Raw genomic sequence first — 16,272 nt, 5'->3', positions numbered from 1 at the left:
CCAGCGGGACAGGACGGCTCATCCGTGAATTATCAATCCGCCCAATGCACCCATCCAGTCCATGCGGTCACCAAAACAACGATGCCAAACACGATGCGGTAGTACGCAAACGGTACAAAGCTGTGGGTACTGATGTAGCGCAACAACCAGCGCACGCACAGCCAGGCACTCAGGAAGGAAAAGACCAGCCCGGTGACGAACATTGGAAGATCGGCCACCGAAAGCAGCGCGCGTTCCTTGTACAGGCTGTACACCCCGGCGCCAATGAGCGTGGGAATGGCCAGAAAGAACGAAAAGTCGGTGGCAGCCTTGCGCGACAAACCCAGCAGCATGCCGCCGATGATGGTGGAGCCGCTGCGGCTCGTGCCCGGCACCATGGCAAGACACTGCACCAGGCCCACCTTGAGGGCGTCCAGCGGCGTCATGTCATCCACCGACTGGATGCGGGTGGCGGCAGGCGATCGGCGCTCTGCCCACAAAATGATGAAGCCACCAATGATGAAAGTGCTGGCCACCACCACAGGGGTGAACAGATGGGCCTTGATGGCCTTGCCAAACAGCAGGCCCAGCACCACGGCAGGCAAAAAACCGATGACCACATTGAGCACAAGCCGCTGCGCCTGCCGCTGCGTGGGCAAGGCCACCAGCGTGGCGTGGATCTTCTGCCAGTACACCAGGATCACCGCAAAGATCGCACCGGTCTGGATGGCGATGTCAAACACCTTGGCCTTGGCATCATCAAACCCCAGCAGGGAGCCCGCCAGGATCAGGTGCCCCGTGGAGGAAATGGGCAGGAACTCGGTCAGGCCTTCGACCACGCCCATGATGGCGGCCTTGACCAGCAATACAACGTCCACGCACACTCCTCGAGAGAAATTTGAATAAAACAAGGCTCTACCGCTTATCCATCAAGCGCTAGCAGCTATCAAAACAGGAGTATATGCCCAACAACCTGGCGCGGCCTTCAGGCAGGGGGTTGCCACGGTGACTGCCACCCGCCCCCCAGCGCCTGCACCAGCGTCACCACCGCCAGCTGGCGGTTGACCTGCAGCTGCAGCAGCGCGCGCTGGGCAGACAGTGCAGACACTTGCGCTGTCACGACCTCGGTGTAGCTCACCTGCCCTTCACGGTAGCGGTTGAGCAATTGCTGCGCCGTGCGTTCGGCGGCCGACACGGCCTCGCGCCGCAAAGGCTCCTGTTCTCGCAGCGTGCGCAACACGGTGAGCTGGTCTTCCACGCTCTGGAAGGCCGTCAGTACCGTCTGCCGGTAGACGGCCACACGGGCGTCGCGTGCAGCCTGCGCCTCCTCCACGCGGGCAGCCGTGGCACCGGCATCAAACAAGGTCTGTGCAATGGAAAGCCCCAGCGACCACACGGTGCCCGACGCTTTGAAAAGATCCGCCACGCTGCTGCCACCGCTGCCGAGTGTGGCGCCCAGGCTCAGGCCGGGAAAATACGCCGCGCGCTGGATGCCGATCTGCGCATTGGCGGCGGCCACAGCCCGCTCCGCCGACGCGATGTCGGGGCGGCGCTGCAGCAAGGTCGACGGGACACCTGACGGTACCTCGGGCACTTCGGCCACCCACGGTGCGCGGGGCAGTGCAAAGTCAGCGGGAGCCCGCCCCGTCAGCACCGCCAGGGCATGCTCGAACCTCGACCGGTTCTGGCGCACGGTAGCCAGGTCGGCCCGGGCGTTGGCCAGCTGGGTCTGCGCCTGCAGCACATCGGTCTGCGCCACCACCCCGGCTGCGTAGCGGTTTTTTGCGATCTGCAGGCTGCGCTCGTAACCCTCCACCGTGGCCTCCAGCAGCCCGATTTCAGCATCGGCCTCGCGCAGCTGGAAATAGGCCGATGCCAGGCTGCCCACGGCGGACAGGCGGGCCGACGCAAGGTCGGCCTCGCTGGCCTGTGCACTCGCCTGGGCATTGTTGACGCCGCTTTCGAGCCGCCCCCACAGGTCCGGGGCCCAGTCCACCCCCAACGAGGCTTGCGTGGTGGTGCCGGATCGGGTGGCCCCCTCGCCGCCCGAGCGCGTGGCTCCGCCCGACAGGCTGACGGAAGGCAGCAGCCCGGCGCGCTGCTGCCGCACCACGGCCTGCGCCTGGGCATAGGCGGCCACTGCCGCAGCGATGTTCTGGTTGGAAAGCTGCACCTGCTCTGCCAGTCGGTTCAGCTCGGCGTCGCCGAACAGCGCCCACCAGGGTCCACGGTCCAGCGCATCGGCTGGCACGGCAGGCGCCCAGGTGGCGCCCGCCTCCTTGAACGCCGCAGGCACCGGCATTTCGGGGCGCTGATAGGGCGGTGTGACAGAGCAGGCCGAAAGCAGCGTCAGCGCAAGCCCCAGGCTGGCCAGCCGGGCGGCATGTGCGCCCGAGGTAAGTGGGATGAAGGGAAAATTCATGGTGCGCAATCAGACAGCGGCACCGGGGGCTCCGGCACGGCTCAGTTGTTGTTCATTGGGTGCGGGCTTGCGCAGCTTGTCGAGCAGCACATAAACCACCGGTGTTGTCAGCAAGGTGAGCAACTGGCTGGCAATCAAGCCACCGATGATCGCCACCCCCAGGGGCTGGCGCAGTTCAGAGCCCTGGCCAAAACCGATGGCCAGCGGCAAGGCGCCCAGCGCCGCCGCCATGGTGGTCATGAGGATGGGCCGAAACCGCAACAGGCAGGCCTCGCGCACAGCTTCCAGGGCCGTGAGCCCGCGCGCGCGCTCGGCGTCCAGGGCGAAGTCGATGATCATGATGGCGTTCTTCTTCACGATGCCGATCAGAAGAAACACCCCGATGAGCGCAATGATGGTGAACTGCATGTTGAACAGCAGCAGCGCCAGCACCGCCCCCACCCCCGCGGACGGAAGCGTGGTGAGCACCGTGATCGGGTGGATGAGGCTTTCATACAGAACGCCCAGCACGATGTAGATCACCACGATGGCCGTGATGATCAGAAACGCTTGCTGCCCCTGCGACTGCTGGGCACTGAGCGCCGTGCCCTGAAAACTGCCGCGCACGTTGGTGGGCATGGCAATGTCAGCCTCGGCCTGCCCAATGACCTGGCGCGCCTGCGCAAGCGAGGTCCCCGGGTCGATGTTGAACGAGATGGTGGTGGCCAGTTCGCCATCCTGATGGCTGATGGAGGTGGGAGACGCCCGCTCCACCACGCGCGCCACTGCGCTGAGCGGCACCATGGTGGACGGCGTGGTGCTGATGACGTTGCCCGTGGACGCGCCGCGCTGGCCGGGGTTGGCCGCCGTACCCGTGGCGCCGCTGGGGTTCGCCGCCACGTAAATGTCCTTGAGGGCGGGCGGCCCCCGCGTATATTCAGGCCCCCATTCCATGATGACGGCGTACTGGTTGAGTTCACCATAGATCGTGGCCACCGAGCGCTGGCCAAACGCGTTGTACAGCGCGTTGTCGATGGCCGATGCGCTCACGCCCAGGCGCGACGCACTCGCGCGGTCCACCTCCACATAGGTCTCCACGCCGTTCTCGGCCTGGTCGGTGTCCACGTCCTTGAGCAAGGGCTCGTCCTTGATCCGATCGGCCAGCTTGCCCGCCCACTGCTTGAGGTCCGCCATGTTGTCGCTCTTGAGCGTGTACTGGTAGGTGGAGTTGCTGGACCGGCCGCCCATGCGAAGGTCCTGCACGGGGTTCAGGAACACCCTGAGGCCGGTGATCTGGTTGAGCTGTGGCCGCAGACGGGCGATGACGGCAGGCGTGCTGTCGGTACGCTGCTTGAGCGGCTTCAAGTTGACGAACATGAAGCCGCCACCCGCCCGGCTGCCGCCCGAGAAGCCCACCACCGTATCCACAGCCGGGTCCTTGCGGATGATCTCCACCGCCTCGCGCAACTTGCGCGCCAGGGCATCGGACGAGATGCTCTGGTCGGCCCGCAGGCCGGCATTGAGCTGCCCATTGTCCTGCTCGGGAAAGTACCCCTTGGGGATCTTGGCGAACAGGTACACGTTGAGCCCGATCACCGCCAGCAGGATGAGCACCACAAGACCCTTGCTGGCCAGGGCCCAGTCCAGGCTGTGTTCGTACCCACGCAGCACGCCCTGGTAGCCCCGCTCGGCCCAGCGTGCCAGGCGCGATGGGGGCTTGTCGCTGGCCGGGTCGTGCGCCCGCAGCAGCCACGCGCACATCATGGGCGTGGTCGTGAGCGAGATCACCAGCGAGATCATCACCGCCGCCGACAGCGTGACCGCGAACTCGCGGAACAGCCGCCCTACCTGGCCATCCATGAACAGCAGCGGAATGAACACCGCCACCAGCGACAGGCTGATGGACAGCACGGTGAAGCCCACCTCACGCGCACCTTGCAGCGCCGCCTCCATGCGGTCCATCCCGGCCTCGATGTGCCGCATGGTGTTCTCCAGCACCACGATGGCGTCATCCACCACAAAACCTGTGGCCACGGTCAGTGCCATCAGGCTCAGGTTGTTCAGGCTGAACCCCAGGAAGTACATCACCCCGAAGGTGCCCAGCAACGACACCACCGTGGCCACAGCCGGGATCACCGTGGCGCGCGCCTTGCGCAAGAAGAGGCCCACCACCAGCACCACGAGGGCAATGGACACCATGAGTGTCAGCTCGATCTCATGCAGGGACGAACGAATAGAGTTGGTGCTGTCGGACGCCACGGCCACCTGGATGTCCTGCGGCAGCTGGGCCTGCAAATCGGGCAACAGGGCACGCACGGCATCCACGGTCTCGATGATGTTGGCCCCCGGCTGGCGCGTGACCAGCACGATGATGGCGGGGTCGCCATTGAACAGACCCACCGTGCGGCGGTTTTCCACACCGTCCACCACGCGCGCCACATCCCCCAGCCGCACGGCGGCGTTGTTGCGCCAGGCAATCACGAGCGACTCGTACTCTGCCGCTTTGCGCGCTGGGGATGGCGTGTAGATCTGCAACCGGCGGCCATCCCCTTCGATGGCGCCCTTGGGCCGGTTGGCGTTGGAGGCCTGGATGGCCGCACGCACATCTTCGGTGCTGATGCCATAGCGATTGAGCGCGAAGGGCAGCAACTCAACGCGCACGGCGGGCAGCGACCCGCCCCCGATCTCCACCTCGCCCACACCGTCCACCTGCGAAAGGCGCTGGCTCACCACATTGGAGACGGCGTCGTAGATCTCGCCCGGCGTGCGCGTCTTGGAGGTGAGTGCCAGGATGATGACCGGGGACGCCGCCGAGTTGCGTTTGCGGTAGGTGGGGTTGCTGCGCAGTGTGGCGGGCAGATCGGCCCGTGCCGCGTTGATGGCGGCCTGCACCTCGCGCGCTGCCGCGTCGATGTTGCGGTTCAGATCAAACTGCAGGCTCACACGGGCCGATCCGTTGGAGCTGGTCGAGGTCATTTCGTTGACCCCGGCAATCACCCCCAACCGCCGCTCCAGCGGCGTGGCCACGCTGGTGGCCATGGTTTCGGGACTCGCCCCCGCGAGGCTTGCCGAGACCGAAATGGCCGGATAGTCCACCTGCGGCAAAGGCGATACAGGCAGCACAAAAAAAGCGGCGATTCCAGCCAAGGCCAGGCCAATGGTCAGCAGCACGGTGGCTACGGGCCGCTCCACAAAGGGGCGCGACAGGTTCATGGAGCCTCTCCGGCCTGAACCGGCGCCGCCGCCGTGCCCCGGCCTGACCATCGACGACCCAACCGGTCAAACGCCAGATAGATCACCGGGGTGGTGAACAGCGTGAGCATCTGGCTCAGGATCAGCCCCCCAAAAATGGCCAGCCCCAGGGGCCGGCGCAGCTCGGCCCCTTCACCCCAGCCCAGCATCAGCGGCAGCGCCGCAAACAGCGCCGCCAGCGTGGTCATGAGGATGGGGCGAAAGCGCAGCAATGCAGCCTGGTGGATGGCTTGCTGCGGCCCCATGCCCTGGTGGCGCTCCGCGTCGATGGCGAAGTCGATCATCATGATCGCGTTTTTCTTGACGATGCCGATCAGCAGGATGATCCCGATGATGCCGATCACCCCGAGATCATTGCCCGACACCATGAGCGCCAGCAGGGCCCCCACCCCGGCGGAAGGCAGGGTTGAGAGGATCGTCACCGGATGGATGTAGCTCTCGTACAGCACCCCGAGCACGATGTACACGCAGACCATGGCCGCCAGGATGAGCCACAACTGGCTGGACAGCGATTTTTCGTAAGCCCCGGCAGCCCCCAGAAACTCCATCGAGAGGCCCTGTGGCATGCCGATCTCCTTGGCGGCAGCGCGGATGGCGTCCACCGCGCTGCCCAAAGATACGCCCTCGGCCTTGTCAAACCCCAGCGTCGCCGCCGGGTACTGGGCCACACGCGTGACCTGCAGCGGTGCCAGTTGCTCACGGATGGTGGCCACGGCCGCCAGGGGCGTGGGCGTGCCGGAGCCCGTGCGCAACTGCAAGGTGCCCAGCGCCTCTGGCGTGTTCATGCCTTCCTGCTGCGCCTCCAGAATCACCCGGTACTGGTTGGTCTCGGTAAAGATGGTGGACACGATGCGCTGGCCAAAAGCGCTGTAGAGCGTGTCGTCCACCGAGCTGGCCGTGATCGACAGGCGCGATGCCGTGTTGCGGTCAATGTCCACGAAGGCCGAAAGCCCTTGCGCACCCGCGTCGGTCGTGGCGTTGCGCACCTTGGGCTCGCTCTGCAGCCGCAGGGCGAGTTTGCGGGTCCAGCCATTGACCTGCTCAGCGTCCACTCCGCCAATCGACACGCGGTACTCGGTGGGCCCGGTTTCCGCATCGATGGTCAGATCCTGCGTGGGCTGCAGGTACAGCGTGACACCCGCCACAGACCGCACATGCTCACGCAGCCGCTGCATGATGGCTTCCTGCGCATCCCGCTGCGGCTTCAAGTTGATCAGCATGCGCCCGGCGTTGAGCATGGTGTTGTTGGCCGCATCGACACCCACAAACGAGCTGAGCGACAACACATCCGGGTCCTGCAGGATGGCGCGCACGGCCGCTTGCTGCAGTTCGGTCATGCGGGCATATGAGACATCTTGCGATGCCTCGATGCGCGCCTGAAGTTGCCCGGTGTCCTGCGTGGGGAACAAGCCCTTGGGAATCACCACATACAGCAGTGCCGTGAGTGCCAGCGTCATCACAGCCACGACCATGGTTGCGCCCTGGTGGCGCAGCACCCATTGCAGCCAGCGGTCGTAGCCCCCGATTACCCGCTCGAACCCCCGGTTGATGCGCCCTGCGACGCCCTGCGGGCCTCCCACGGGCTCCGGGCGCAGCCAGCGCGCCGCCATCATGGGCACGAGCGTGAGCGACACCACGCCGGAGATCAGGATGGTGATGGCCAGCGTGACCGCAAACTCGCGAAAGAGCCGGCCCACCACATCACTCATGAAGAGCAGCGGGATGAGCACCGCGATCAGCGACACGGTCAGCGAGATGATGGTGAAACCGATCTGCGTGGCCCCCTTGAGCGCCGCCTGGAACGGCGACTCCCCCTCCTCCAGGTAGCGTGCAATGTTCTCGATCATCACGATGGCATCGTCCACCACGAAGCCTGTGGCAATCGTCAGCGCCATCAGGCTCAGGTTGTTGAGGCTGTAGCCCAGCAGGTACATCACGCCACAGGTGCCGATGAGCGAAATGGGCACGGCCAGGCTGGCAATCACCGTGGCGCGCAGGCTGTGCAGAAAGAAGAAGATCACCAACACCACCATGAGCACGGCCAGAACCAGTTCCAGCTCCACATGGTGCACCGAGGCCCGGATGCCCGTGGTGCGGTCAGACAACACCTGCACCTTGAGCGACGCGGGCAGGCCCGCCTGCAGCTCGGGCAGCAGCTTCTTGATGTTGTCCACCGTGGCGATCACGTTGGCGCCCGGCTGGCGCTGCACGTTGAGGATGATCGCCGGAGTCTCGCCCGCCCAGGCGCCCAGGCGGTTGTTCTCGGCGCTGTCCACCACCCGCGCCACCTCCAGCATGCGCACCGGCGCACCGTTGCGCCACGACACGATGAGGTTCTTGTAGTCGTCCACCGTCAACAACTGGTCGTTGGCGTTGATGGTGTAGGAGCGCTGCGGGCCATCAAAGCTGCCCTTGGCACTGTTGGCATTGGCCGACGTGATGGCCGTGCGCAGGGTGTCGAGGCCAATACCGTACGACGCAAGCGCCTTGGTGTCGGCCTGGATGCGCACCGCAGGCCGCTGCCCGCCCGCCAGCGACACCAGCCCCACGCCTGATACTTGGCTGATCTTCTGCGCCAGGCGCGTGTTCACCAGGTTCTGCACCTCGGTCAGCGGCAACGTGTCAGAGCTGATGGCCAACGTCAGCACCGGTGCATCCGCCGGATTGACCTTGGCGTACACCGGCGGCGCGGGCAGGTCCGCTGGCAGCAGCGAGTTGCCGGCATTGATGGCGGCCTGCACCTCTTGCTCGGCCACATCCAGCGCCAGCCCCAAGCCAAACTGCAGCGTGATGATGGACACCCCCGAGGCGCTGGTGGAAGCCATGCGCTCCAGCCCCGGCATCTGGCCAAACTGCCGCTCCAGCGGAGCACTCACGGTGCGGCTCATCACCTCGGGGCTGGCCCCAGGGTACAAGGTCTGAACCTGGATGGTGGGGTAGTCCACCTCGGGCAGTGCCGACAGCGGAAGGAAACGGAAACCCAGCAACCCTGCCAGCACGATGGCAATCATCAGCAGCGCAGTGGCCACGGGCCTTTCAATGAACGGACGCGATGGGCTCATGCTGGCATCCGCGCTCAGGGGTTTTGCGCAGGGCGCTGACGGCGCTGGCGACCTTCACCCGAAGCGCCGCTGCGCGGGCTGCTGGCCCCCGCGCGGGGTGGGCGTGCGGCCTGCGCACCCGGCAGCTGCACGGCCATGCCATCTTGCAAACGGTCCCCGCCCTCTGTCACCACACGCTCGCCCTCCTTCAGGCCCTCGGTGATCGCCATCAGCCCCACCGTGGCCTGGCCGCGCTTGACCTTGCGCAGCGACACCGTGCGGTCTTCGTTGATGACATAGACATAGTCGCCATTGGCACCCGTGCGCACGGCAGTCACGGGCACCACCAGCGCAGGCACATTGCGCAGCAGCAGCTGCACGTTCACAAACTGATTGGGAAACAGCGCGCCCGCCGCATTCTCGAACCGCGCCTTGGCCTTGACGGTGCCTGTAGTGGTATCGACCTGGTTGTCCAGCGTAGAAAACCGGCCTTTGTCGAGCTCGGCCTTGCGGGTGCGGTCTAGTGCCGTCACGGCCAATACATCCGCGCCGCCATGAGTGGCCTGGGCGGCCTGGATGTCTGCCACACGATCCTGCGGCACCGAAAACTGCACATCGATCGGGGCCACCTGGGTGATGGTGGCCAGGCCTGCCGTGTCGCCCGAGGTCACGTAGTTGCCTGCATCCACGGCGCGCAAGCCGATCCGCCCTGTGGCTGGCGATGTGATGCGCGTGTAGTCCAGGTTCAGCCGTGCCGTGCCCTCCTGGGCCTTGTCGGTCACCACCGTGCCCTCCAGCTGCTTGACCAGCGCGGCCTGGGTGTCCACATCCTGGCGCGCGATGGAGTCTTGCGACAACAGGGTGCGGTAACGCTCCAGGGTCAGGCGGGCGTTCTCCAGCTGCGCCTCATCGCGCTGGCGGGTGCCCTGGGCCTGCATCAGTGCCTGCTCGAAGGGCCGGGGGTCGATCTGCGCCAGCAACTGTCCCTTCTTGACCATCTGGCCCTCGGTGAACAGCACCTGGGTCAGCATGCCCGACACCTGGGGCCGCAGCGTGACCGTGGTGGCCGGAATCACCGTACCCAGTGCGTCGACGATCACCGGCAAATCCGCCTTGCGCACCAGGGCGTCCCCCACCGTCACCATGGGGCGTCCACCCCCTGGAAAGCCCGGGCCGCCGCTGGATTCGCCATTGGCCCGCTCGATGAGATACCACGCGGCCCCCCCCACCAGCGCCACCAGTACCAGGGCCAGAAGACTCCCTACCCAGCGGGAACGTCGTGGCGGTTTGCCAGAGGGGGCGGGGGGAATCGCCGATGGCGGGGGCGCGTTGACTTCTTGGGGATTCATGGCGGTCCTGATTCGTGTTCTCGGGTGCAGGCTGGGCCGGGGTCCAACCGTACCGGATCGTAGAGGCTCATTTCGCGCTCTGCCTTGAACGCTGTGCGAAGAAAAGTAAACCTTGGGGTCAAAGCCATGGGAGCGGGGAGACCCATGCCCCAGCGACCGCCCCCGGAAGCACCCACAGATCACGCCGCGCTTCTGCATTTCGCGGCAGTCGATCCGCATTTCGTCGCAAGCCGCTGGAATCACTCCGGCGGTGGCGGCAAAGTCCGCTCCATTGAAGAACGAGCCCGGAGCACCACCATGCAACTCACCCCCGTCATCGCCATCCACCTCGCCGCTGCGCTGGCAGCCACCGCCATCGGCCCCATCGCCCTGTGGGCCCGCAAGGGCGCTACCCAACGCCCCCGCCTGCACCGCGCCGCCGGGTACGCCTGGGTGACACTGATGGTGGCCGCGGCTGTCTCTGCCATTTTCATCAATGGAGGTCATGGTCCCCGCTGGGGGAGCTTCGGGCCCATTCACCTGCTGATTCCGGTCACGCTGGGCCTGCTGGTGCTGTCCTTTGTATTCCTGGCCCGCCGCAACATCGAAGGCCACCGCCAGACCATGCAAAAGGTCTACATCGGCGCCTGCGTGGTGGCCGGTGGCTTCACCCTTCTTCCCGGACGCTTTCTGGGGCACTCGCTCTGGTCTGCACTGGGCGTGATCTGACTCTTTCCTCCACCCCCTATCCATCCCTACCCAGGAGCCACACCATGCTGCTCAATATGATTGTTCACCAGCCTCAGGCGCTGATCCAGGTCGTCACCCACACCCCCTACTGGGTCTGGGGCCTGCTGGCTGCCTTGGTGGGGCTGGGAGCCAGCCAGCTGTACGACCGCACCGCCAGCCTGCGCCGGACCCAGCTCATGCCCCTGGGCATGGCCGTCTTTTCGGTCGCCGGCGTCCTGTCGGCATTCGGCAGTTCGGCGCCCATGGCCGTACAGGCCGTAGGCGCCTGGCTGGCCGCCGCGGCCGCAATCACCGCGCTGGCACTGTGGTTCCAGCCCACGGCCCCCACCGGCACGCTCTACGCATCCTCGTCGCGCAGCTTCTACGTGCCAGGCAGCGCCATGCCGCTCGCACTGATCGTCGGCATCTTTCTCACCAAGTATTTCGTGGGGGTCGAGCTGGCCATGCAGCCCTCCCTGGCGCGGGATGGCGCCTTTGCCCTGCAGATCTCTGCCCTGTATGGCGTGTTCAACGGCCTGTTCGCCGCCCGTGCACTGCGGATGTGGCGCCTGGCACAGCAAAGCGTGGTCTACGGCGCAGCCCCCGTGGGCACCTGAGCCCCGCCAGAACCCGCCACTTCCATCGAACTGCCTCACCTTGTCTGGAGACATCACCATGCGCTACGCACACCTCACCCAAGACCCCATCGAACGCCTGGCCCGCAAGCGCGCCGGGGCCAAGCTGGGCTGGTACATGCACGCCGGGGTCTATCTGCTGGTCAACCTGCTGCTGATCACCCTGTCGGCCGCCAGCGGCCGGCATTGGGCGGTGTACCCCGCGCTGGGATGGGGCATCGGTCTGGTGGCGCATGGGACGGTGGTGTTCCTGGTCGCGGGCGGCGGACTGCATGAGCGCATGGTGCAGGCCGAGCGAGACCGCCTGGCACAGCAGGGCCCACGTCCTTGAACCCGCCAACACCCTCCATCCGCACGAAAGAAATCCCATGAAGATGCTTCGACGCCTGACCCTCGCCCTGCTGGCCCTGGGCGCTGCCGCCGCATGCCAGGCGGGCACCGGCCTGGCGGAACTGCCGGGCTTGCCGGGGGATGGCCCCGTCACGGTGTTCTACCCCAGCAGCAGCGCCGACGAACCCGTGCAACGCGGCCCCTTCCAGCTGCAGCTGGCCTGGCAAGGCCCCCCCGTGCAGGGCAACGGCCGCCTGATCGTCATCACGCACGGGTCGGGCGGCAACCCGTGGGTACACACCGATCTCGCGCGCGCAATGGTGGCCGCAGGTTTTGTCGTGGCATTGCCCGAACATGCGGGAGACAGCTCCAAGGACCCGTCCACCCCCGGCCCCGAGAGCTGGAAGCGCCGCCCCGCAGAGGTCTCCCGCGCCATCGACACCGTGGCCCAAGACACCCGCCTGGCCCCGCTGCTGGCCCTGGACAAAGTGGGGGTCTTCGGCGGTTCCGCCGGTGGCCACACTGCCCTGAGCTTGGCAGGCGGCGCGTGGTCGCCCGCACGCTTCCGCCAGCACTGCGAGGCCCACATCGCCGAGGATTTTTCCTCTTGTGTCGGGTTCATCACCCGGCTGCACGGCAACCTGCTGGATGGCCTGAAGAAATGGTTTGCACTGGCCGTGATACGCCACCGTTTTGGCGATGAAACCGCCTACACGCACCAGGACCCGCGCGTGCAAGCGGCCGTGGCCAGCGTGCCCTTTGCGGCAGACTTTGACATGGCTACCCTCGCCACCCCGCGCATCGCACTGGGGCTGGTGACCGCTGGCATGGATGTCAACCAGGTTCCGCGCTTTCACAGCAGCGCCGTGCTCTCTGCCTGCCAGGACCGCTGCACCCATGTGGCCCACCTGCCGGGCGCCAGCCACGGCGCCATGCTCTCGCCCATGCCGCCGCTGCACCTGCTCAACGATGTGCAAACCGCGCTGCTGGGCGATCCCCCCGGTTTTGACCGCAAGGTGCTGCCCGACGTGGATGCACGGATCGTGGACTTCTTTGCGGGGCACCTGCTGCCACTGCAAGCGCCGCCACCGCTGCAGGCGGCGCACTGACCGGGCCTCAACAATCCACTCGCCCCTCCCATCATGCTGCTCCTCTCTGCCGCCACACTCGGCCTGCTAGCCACCATGACGCCGTCCGCCACACTGCGGCCCCGCTGCCGGTACCCCATGCTCATCACAGCCATCCTCCTGACCGCAGGCCTTGCAGGCCTTGCCGCCGCCATTGCCTGGGGCGGCCCCAAAAACATCCCGCCACTGACCAGCGTCAACGACCCGTTCAAGGGCGTGGACTACAGCCGCGTTCCTCCGGCCCAGCGTTACACAGCGCGCGATGGCACATCGCTGGCATGGCACAGCTACAGTCCCCCCCAGGCAACGGCAGACGCCCCAAAACACCGAGTGGTGCTGGTGCATGGGTCTTCCGCGCGCGGACAGTCCATGCATGTGCTGGCGCAGGCACTGGCGGCCGAGGGGCATGCCGTGGCGACCCTGGACATACGGGGGCACGGCGCATCCGGCCCTCGGGGCCAGGCCGCCTACGTGGGCCAGCTGGAAGACGACATCGAAGACTTTCTGCGCGCCGTGCCGCACGCTGGCCCGCAAACGCTGATGGGGTTTTCGGCAGGCGGCGGGTTTGCGCTGCGTTTCGCAGGCAGCGCGCGGCAGGACCTGTTTGACCGCTATGTGCTGCTGTCGCCTTTTTTGCACCACAACGCACCCACATCGCGGCCTGACAGCGGCGGCTGGGCGTCGGTAGGCCTGCCCCGCATGGTTGCCATCACGATGCTCAACCAGATCGGTATCACCCGATGGAACCACCTGCCCGTGCTGAGCTATGCCCTCAACGATGCAACACGCGAGCTGCTCACTCCCCGCTATTCATATACGGTAGCCACCAACTTCCGCCCCCACAACGACTACCAGGCTGACATCCGCAATGCCCGGGGCACCGTCTGCATCGTGGCCGGACAGGACGACGAGCTTTTCTACGCAGACCGCTTTGCCGATCTGTTTGCCCAGGCCGGCAAGCCCGTGCCCGTCACCCTGGTGCCCGGCGTGAACCACATGGGGCTGACGCTGGACGCCCAGGCTGTGGCCACGGTGGCGCGCCACGCCTGCCCTGCGTAGCCCGCCCCTAGAATCCCTGCAGCGCCACCCAGCTTCCAACCCTACCCCCCGCCACTGCCATGTCCTCACCCCTGAGCCCCGAAGAGATCGAAGCGCTGGCCCGCCGGCGCGCCAGTGCCAAGCTGGGCTGGTACGTGCACGCCGTGGCGTTCGTGCTGGTCAACGCGGCGCTCTTTGCCATGTCACGCTATGCGTTCGGTACGCGGCCCTGGTCGGTCTACCCGCTGCTGGGCTGGGGGCTGGGGCTGGGGCTGCATGGGGTATCGGTGTTCCTGCTGGGCAGCGGCAGCGGCCTGCGCGAGCGCATGGTGCAGCGCGAGCGCGAAGCCCTGCAGCGCGCGCAGGCGCAGAAGCAAGACCCGCAGCGCCAGAACCGGCCATGACACTGCGACACCAGTTCAACGGCATCAGCAAGCTACGGCACTACCTGCAGGTGGTGGCCTTCACGCTGGTCGTGGCCACCCTCCAGTACGCCTTCATGCCCGACAAGCCCTACGGGCCGCCGGTGGTGTATTCGGTGCTGATCGGCACCTTCACCTGGGCCATCATCGACCTGGGCCGCGAGCTGATCCCATCGGCCGCCGAGACGGGCTGGCCGCAGGGCTGGCAGGGCATTGCGCTGGTGATTGCGGGCATCGTCATCGGCTACCTGGCGGGCACGCTGCTGGCGGATGCGCTGTGCGTGTACTACTTCCGCTTCTACCCGGCGGGCACCTCCTTGTCCGGGGCGGACCAGCGCACCTCCATCCTCATCACGGCCATTGCCGGGCTGGTGGGCAGCTACTACTTCTACGCCATGCACAAATCGGCGTATCTGGAAGACAAGATGGCCGAGGCGCGCATGCACGCCAGCGAGGCCCGCCTGAAACTCCTGGAAACCCAGCTCGAACCCCACATGCTGTTCAACACGCTGGCCAATCTGCGCGTGCTGATCGGCACCGACCCCGTGCGCGCACAGGAGATGCTGGACCGCATGATCGCCTACCTGCGCGCCACGCTCACCGCGTCGCGCAGCACCCAGCATCCGCTGGCCAACGAGTTTGACCGCCTGCGCGACTACCTGGAACTGATGGCGGTGCGCATGGGCCCGCGCATGGCCTATACGCTGGACTTGCCGGATGCGCTGCGGGATGTGCCCGTGCCCCCGCTGCTGCTGCAGCCGCTGGTGGAAAACGCCATCCGCCATGGCCTGGAGCCCCAGGTGGAAGGCGGCCACATCACCGTGCGCGCCAGCACGCGCGCGGGGCCCAGCGGCCCACTGCTGGTCGTCGAAGTCAACGACACCGGCGCGGGCCTTCCCGACACCCTGCCCACCCCGGGCCCCGGCCAGAGCTTTGGCCTGACCCAGGTGCGCGAACGCCTGGCCACCTTGCATGGTGCTGCAGGAACTCTTGATTTGATAGCTGCCAGCGCAGGTGGAACAAGCGCCAGCGTCGTTTTTCCTTTGAAATCTGTCACCCCCCCATGAACCAGCCCGCCCCCCGCGCCCTGATTGCCGAGGACGAACACCTGCTGGCCGCCGCGCTGCAGCAGGAGTTGACCCGTGCCTGGCCCGAGCTGCAGATTGCCGCCACCGTGGGGGACGGCCTGTCGGCCGTCAAGCAGGCCCTGGCCTTGCTGCCCGACGTACTGTTCTTCGACATCCGCATGCCCGGCCAGAGCGGCCTGGACGCCGCCGTGGAGCTGGCCGACGCCTGGCCCACCGAAGGCCCCTCGGGCCGGCCCTTTCCCGCGCTGGTGTTCGTGACGGCCTACGACCAGTACGCGGTGCAAGCGTTTGAAGCGCAGGCCGTGGACTACCTGCTCAAGCCCGTGCAGGCGGCCCGGCTGCAAAAAACCGTGCAAAAACTGCAGCTGGCGCTGATGAATAAAGCGCAACCAGCTATCAATTTAGAAGCAACCATGGAGCAGTTGCGCCACCTGCTGACAGCTCCCGTCATCGCGTCGCCGCCCGCTGCGGCGGCACCGAGCAGCACCGCGCCCCTCACCCTCATCCAGGCCAGCAGCGGCAGCCAGATCCACATGGTGCCCGTGGCCGACGTGCTGTACTTTGAAGCGGCCGACAAATACGTGCGGGTGCTGACTGCGGCGCGCGAATACCTGATTCGCACGCCGCTCAAGGACCTGATCGGCCAGCTGGACACCCAGGTGTTCTGGCAGATCCACCGCAGCACCCTGGTGCGCGCCAGTGCCATCACCACCGTGACCCGCGACGAGGCGGGCAAGCTGCATCTGGAGCTGGCGGGCCGCGCTGAAAAGCTGCCGGTGAGCCGCCTCTACGCGCACCTGTTCAAGGCGATGTAGTCCCTAAGAACGTGTTCACGATCTCCCAGGAGTCGCGCAGCGGCCTTGGCGGGATGGGATGCAAGGCGCGGTGCGCAGCCAATAGCC

13 protein-coding genes are annotated in these 16,272 nt (G+C 66.3%); 8 read left to right on the top strand and 5 right to left on the bottom strand.

What is annotated here, in order from left to right:
- Positions 1-32: 32 nt before the first annotated feature.
- From ASE52_RS09035 to ASE52_RS09015, 5 genes are all read right to left on the bottom strand, one after another.
- On the bottom strand, positions 33-857 hold the full coding sequence (locus ASE52_RS09035; protein WP_010459702.1) for an undecaprenyl-diphosphate phosphatase: 825 nt from the start codon (positions 855-857) through the stop codon (positions 33-35).
- Positions 858-964: 107 nt separating this feature from the next.
- Positions 965-2,401 carry an efflux transporter outer membrane subunit gene (locus ASE52_RS09030; protein WP_198928095.1) on the bottom strand — a complete coding sequence of 479 codons (1,437 nt, stop codon included), beginning with the start codon at positions 2,399-2,401 and terminating at the stop codon, positions 965-967.
- Positions 2,402-2,410: 9 nt separating this feature from the next.
- A complete protein-coding gene (locus ASE52_RS09025) occupies positions 2,411-5,593 on the bottom strand; it encodes an efflux RND transporter permease subunit (protein ID WP_057225541.1) in 3,183 nt (1,060 codons plus the stop codon).
- Positions 5,590-8,694 carry an efflux RND transporter permease subunit gene (locus ASE52_RS09020; RefSeq protein ID WP_029413350.1) on the bottom strand — a complete coding sequence of 1,035 codons (3,105 nt, stop codon included), beginning with the start codon at positions 8,692-8,694 and terminating at the stop codon, positions 5,590-5,592. Before ASE52_RS09020 ends, ASE52_RS09025 begins: the two co-directional genes overlap by 4 nt.
- 14 nt (positions 8,695-8,708) lie before the next feature.
- A complete protein-coding gene (locus tag ASE52_RS09015) occupies positions 8,709-10,022 on the bottom strand; it encodes an efflux RND transporter periplasmic adaptor subunit (RefSeq protein ID WP_198928094.1) in 1,314 nt (437 codons plus the stop codon).
- A gap of 297 nt (positions 10,023-10,319) precedes the next feature.
- Here ASE52_RS09015 and ASE52_RS09010 point away from each other — a divergent pair, with 297 nt between their 5' ends.
- From ASE52_RS09010 to ASE52_RS08975, 8 genes are read left to right on the top strand one after another with little or no spacing between them, the layout of a single operon-like run.
- Positions 10,320-10,730 (top strand): DUF2306 domain-containing protein, encoded by a 411-nt coding sequence (locus ASE52_RS09010; RefSeq protein WP_010459712.1) that lies wholly within the window; start codon positions 10,320-10,322, stop codon positions 10,728-10,730.
- 44 nt (positions 10,731-10,774) lie between these two features.
- On the top strand, positions 10,775-11,347 hold the full coding sequence (locus ASE52_RS09005; RefSeq protein ID WP_057225537.1) for a DUF6622 family protein: 573 nt from the start codon (positions 10,775-10,777) through the stop codon (positions 11,345-11,347).
- Between the two features lie 58 nt (positions 11,348-11,405).
- Complete coding sequence (locus tag ASE52_RS09000; protein ID WP_057225535.1) at positions 11,406-11,696, top strand: 2TM domain-containing protein; 291 nt, start codon at positions 11,406-11,408, stop codon at positions 11,694-11,696.
- A gap of 37 nt (positions 11,697-11,733) precedes the next feature.
- Positions 11,734-12,804, top strand: a complete 1,071-nt coding sequence (locus tag ASE52_RS08995; protein WP_082606824.1) for a dienelactone hydrolase — start codon at positions 11,734-11,736, stop codon at positions 12,802-12,804.
- A 33-nt stretch (positions 12,805-12,837) separates the two neighbouring features.
- Entirely contained in the window at positions 12,838-13,881 is a 1,044-nt protein-coding gene (locus ASE52_RS08990) for an alpha/beta hydrolase (RefSeq protein ID WP_082606823.1), read from the top strand.
- A 59-nt stretch (positions 13,882-13,940) separates the two neighbouring features.
- A complete protein-coding gene (locus ASE52_RS08985) occupies positions 13,941-14,264 on the top strand; it encodes a 2TM domain-containing protein (protein ID WP_010459723.1) in 324 nt (107 codons plus the stop codon).
- Positions 14,261-15,349 (top strand): histidine kinase, encoded by a 1,089-nt coding sequence (locus tag ASE52_RS08980; RefSeq protein ID WP_057225533.1) that lies wholly within the window; start codon positions 14,261-14,263, stop codon positions 15,347-15,349. Before ASE52_RS08985 ends, ASE52_RS08980 begins: the two co-directional genes overlap by 4 nt.
- A complete protein-coding gene (locus ASE52_RS08975; protein ID WP_057225531.1) occupies positions 15,346-16,185 on the top strand; it encodes a LytTR family DNA-binding domain-containing protein in 840 nt (279 codons plus the stop codon). The genes ASE52_RS08980 and ASE52_RS08975 overlap by 4 nt, the downstream gene beginning before the upstream one ends.
- Positions 16,186-16,272 lie beyond the last annotated feature (87 nt).

The sequence above is a fragment of the Acidovorax sp. Root275 genome (genome assembly GCF_001428965.1).
GTDB lineage: Bacteria > Pseudomonadota > Gammaproteobacteria > Burkholderiales > Burkholderiaceae_C > Acidovorax > Acidovorax radicis.
The sequence above is the reverse complement of the archived record's forward strand: the minus strand, read 5'-3'. Positions and strand labels throughout refer to the sequence as shown.

What these genes read in the sequence shown, in the direction of transcription:
- ASE52_RS09030 (WP_198928095.1), bottom strand. Translation starts at nt 2,401, where the DNA reads ATGAATTTTCCCTTCATCCCACTTACCTCGGGCGCACATGCCGCCCGG.
- ASE52_RS09025 (WP_057225541.1), bottom strand. Translation starts at nt 5,593, where the DNA reads ATGAACCTGTCGCGCCCCTTTGTGGAGCGGCCCGTAGCCACCGTGCTG.
- ASE52_RS09020 (WP_029413350.1), bottom strand. Translation starts at nt 8,694, where the DNA reads ATGAGCCCATCGCGTCCGTTCATTGAAAGGCCCGTGGCCACTGCGCTG.
- ASE52_RS09015 (WP_198928094.1), bottom strand. Translation starts at nt 10,022, where the DNA reads ATGAATCCCCAAGAAGTCAACGCGCCCCCGCCATCGGCGATTCCCCCC.
- ASE52_RS09010 (WP_010459712.1), top strand. Translation starts at nt 10,320, where the DNA reads ATGCAACTCACCCCCGTCATCGCCATCCACCTCGCCGCTGCGCTGGCA.
- ASE52_RS09005 (WP_057225537.1), top strand. Translation starts at nt 10,775, where the DNA reads ATGCTGCTCAATATGATTGTTCACCAGCCTCAGGCGCTGATCCAGGTC.
- ASE52_RS09000 (WP_057225535.1), top strand. Translation starts at nt 11,406, where the DNA reads ATGCGCTACGCACACCTCACCCAAGACCCCATCGAACGCCTGGCCCGC.
- ASE52_RS08995 (WP_082606824.1), top strand. Translation starts at nt 11,734, where the DNA reads ATGAAGATGCTTCGACGCCTGACCCTCGCCCTGCTGGCCCTGGGCGCT.
- ASE52_RS08990 (WP_082606823.1), top strand. Translation starts at nt 12,838, where the DNA reads ATGCTGCTCCTCTCTGCCGCCACACTCGGCCTGCTAGCCACCATGACG.
- ASE52_RS08985 (WP_010459723.1), top strand. Translation starts at nt 13,941, where the DNA reads ATGTCCTCACCCCTGAGCCCCGAAGAGATCGAAGCGCTGGCCCGCCGG.
- ASE52_RS08980 (WP_057225533.1), top strand. Translation starts at nt 14,261, where the DNA reads ATGACACTGCGACACCAGTTCAACGGCATCAGCAAGCTACGGCACTAC.
- ASE52_RS08975 (WP_057225531.1), top strand. Translation starts at nt 15,346, where the DNA reads ATGAACCAGCCCGCCCCCCGCGCCCTGATTGCCGAGGACGAACACCTG.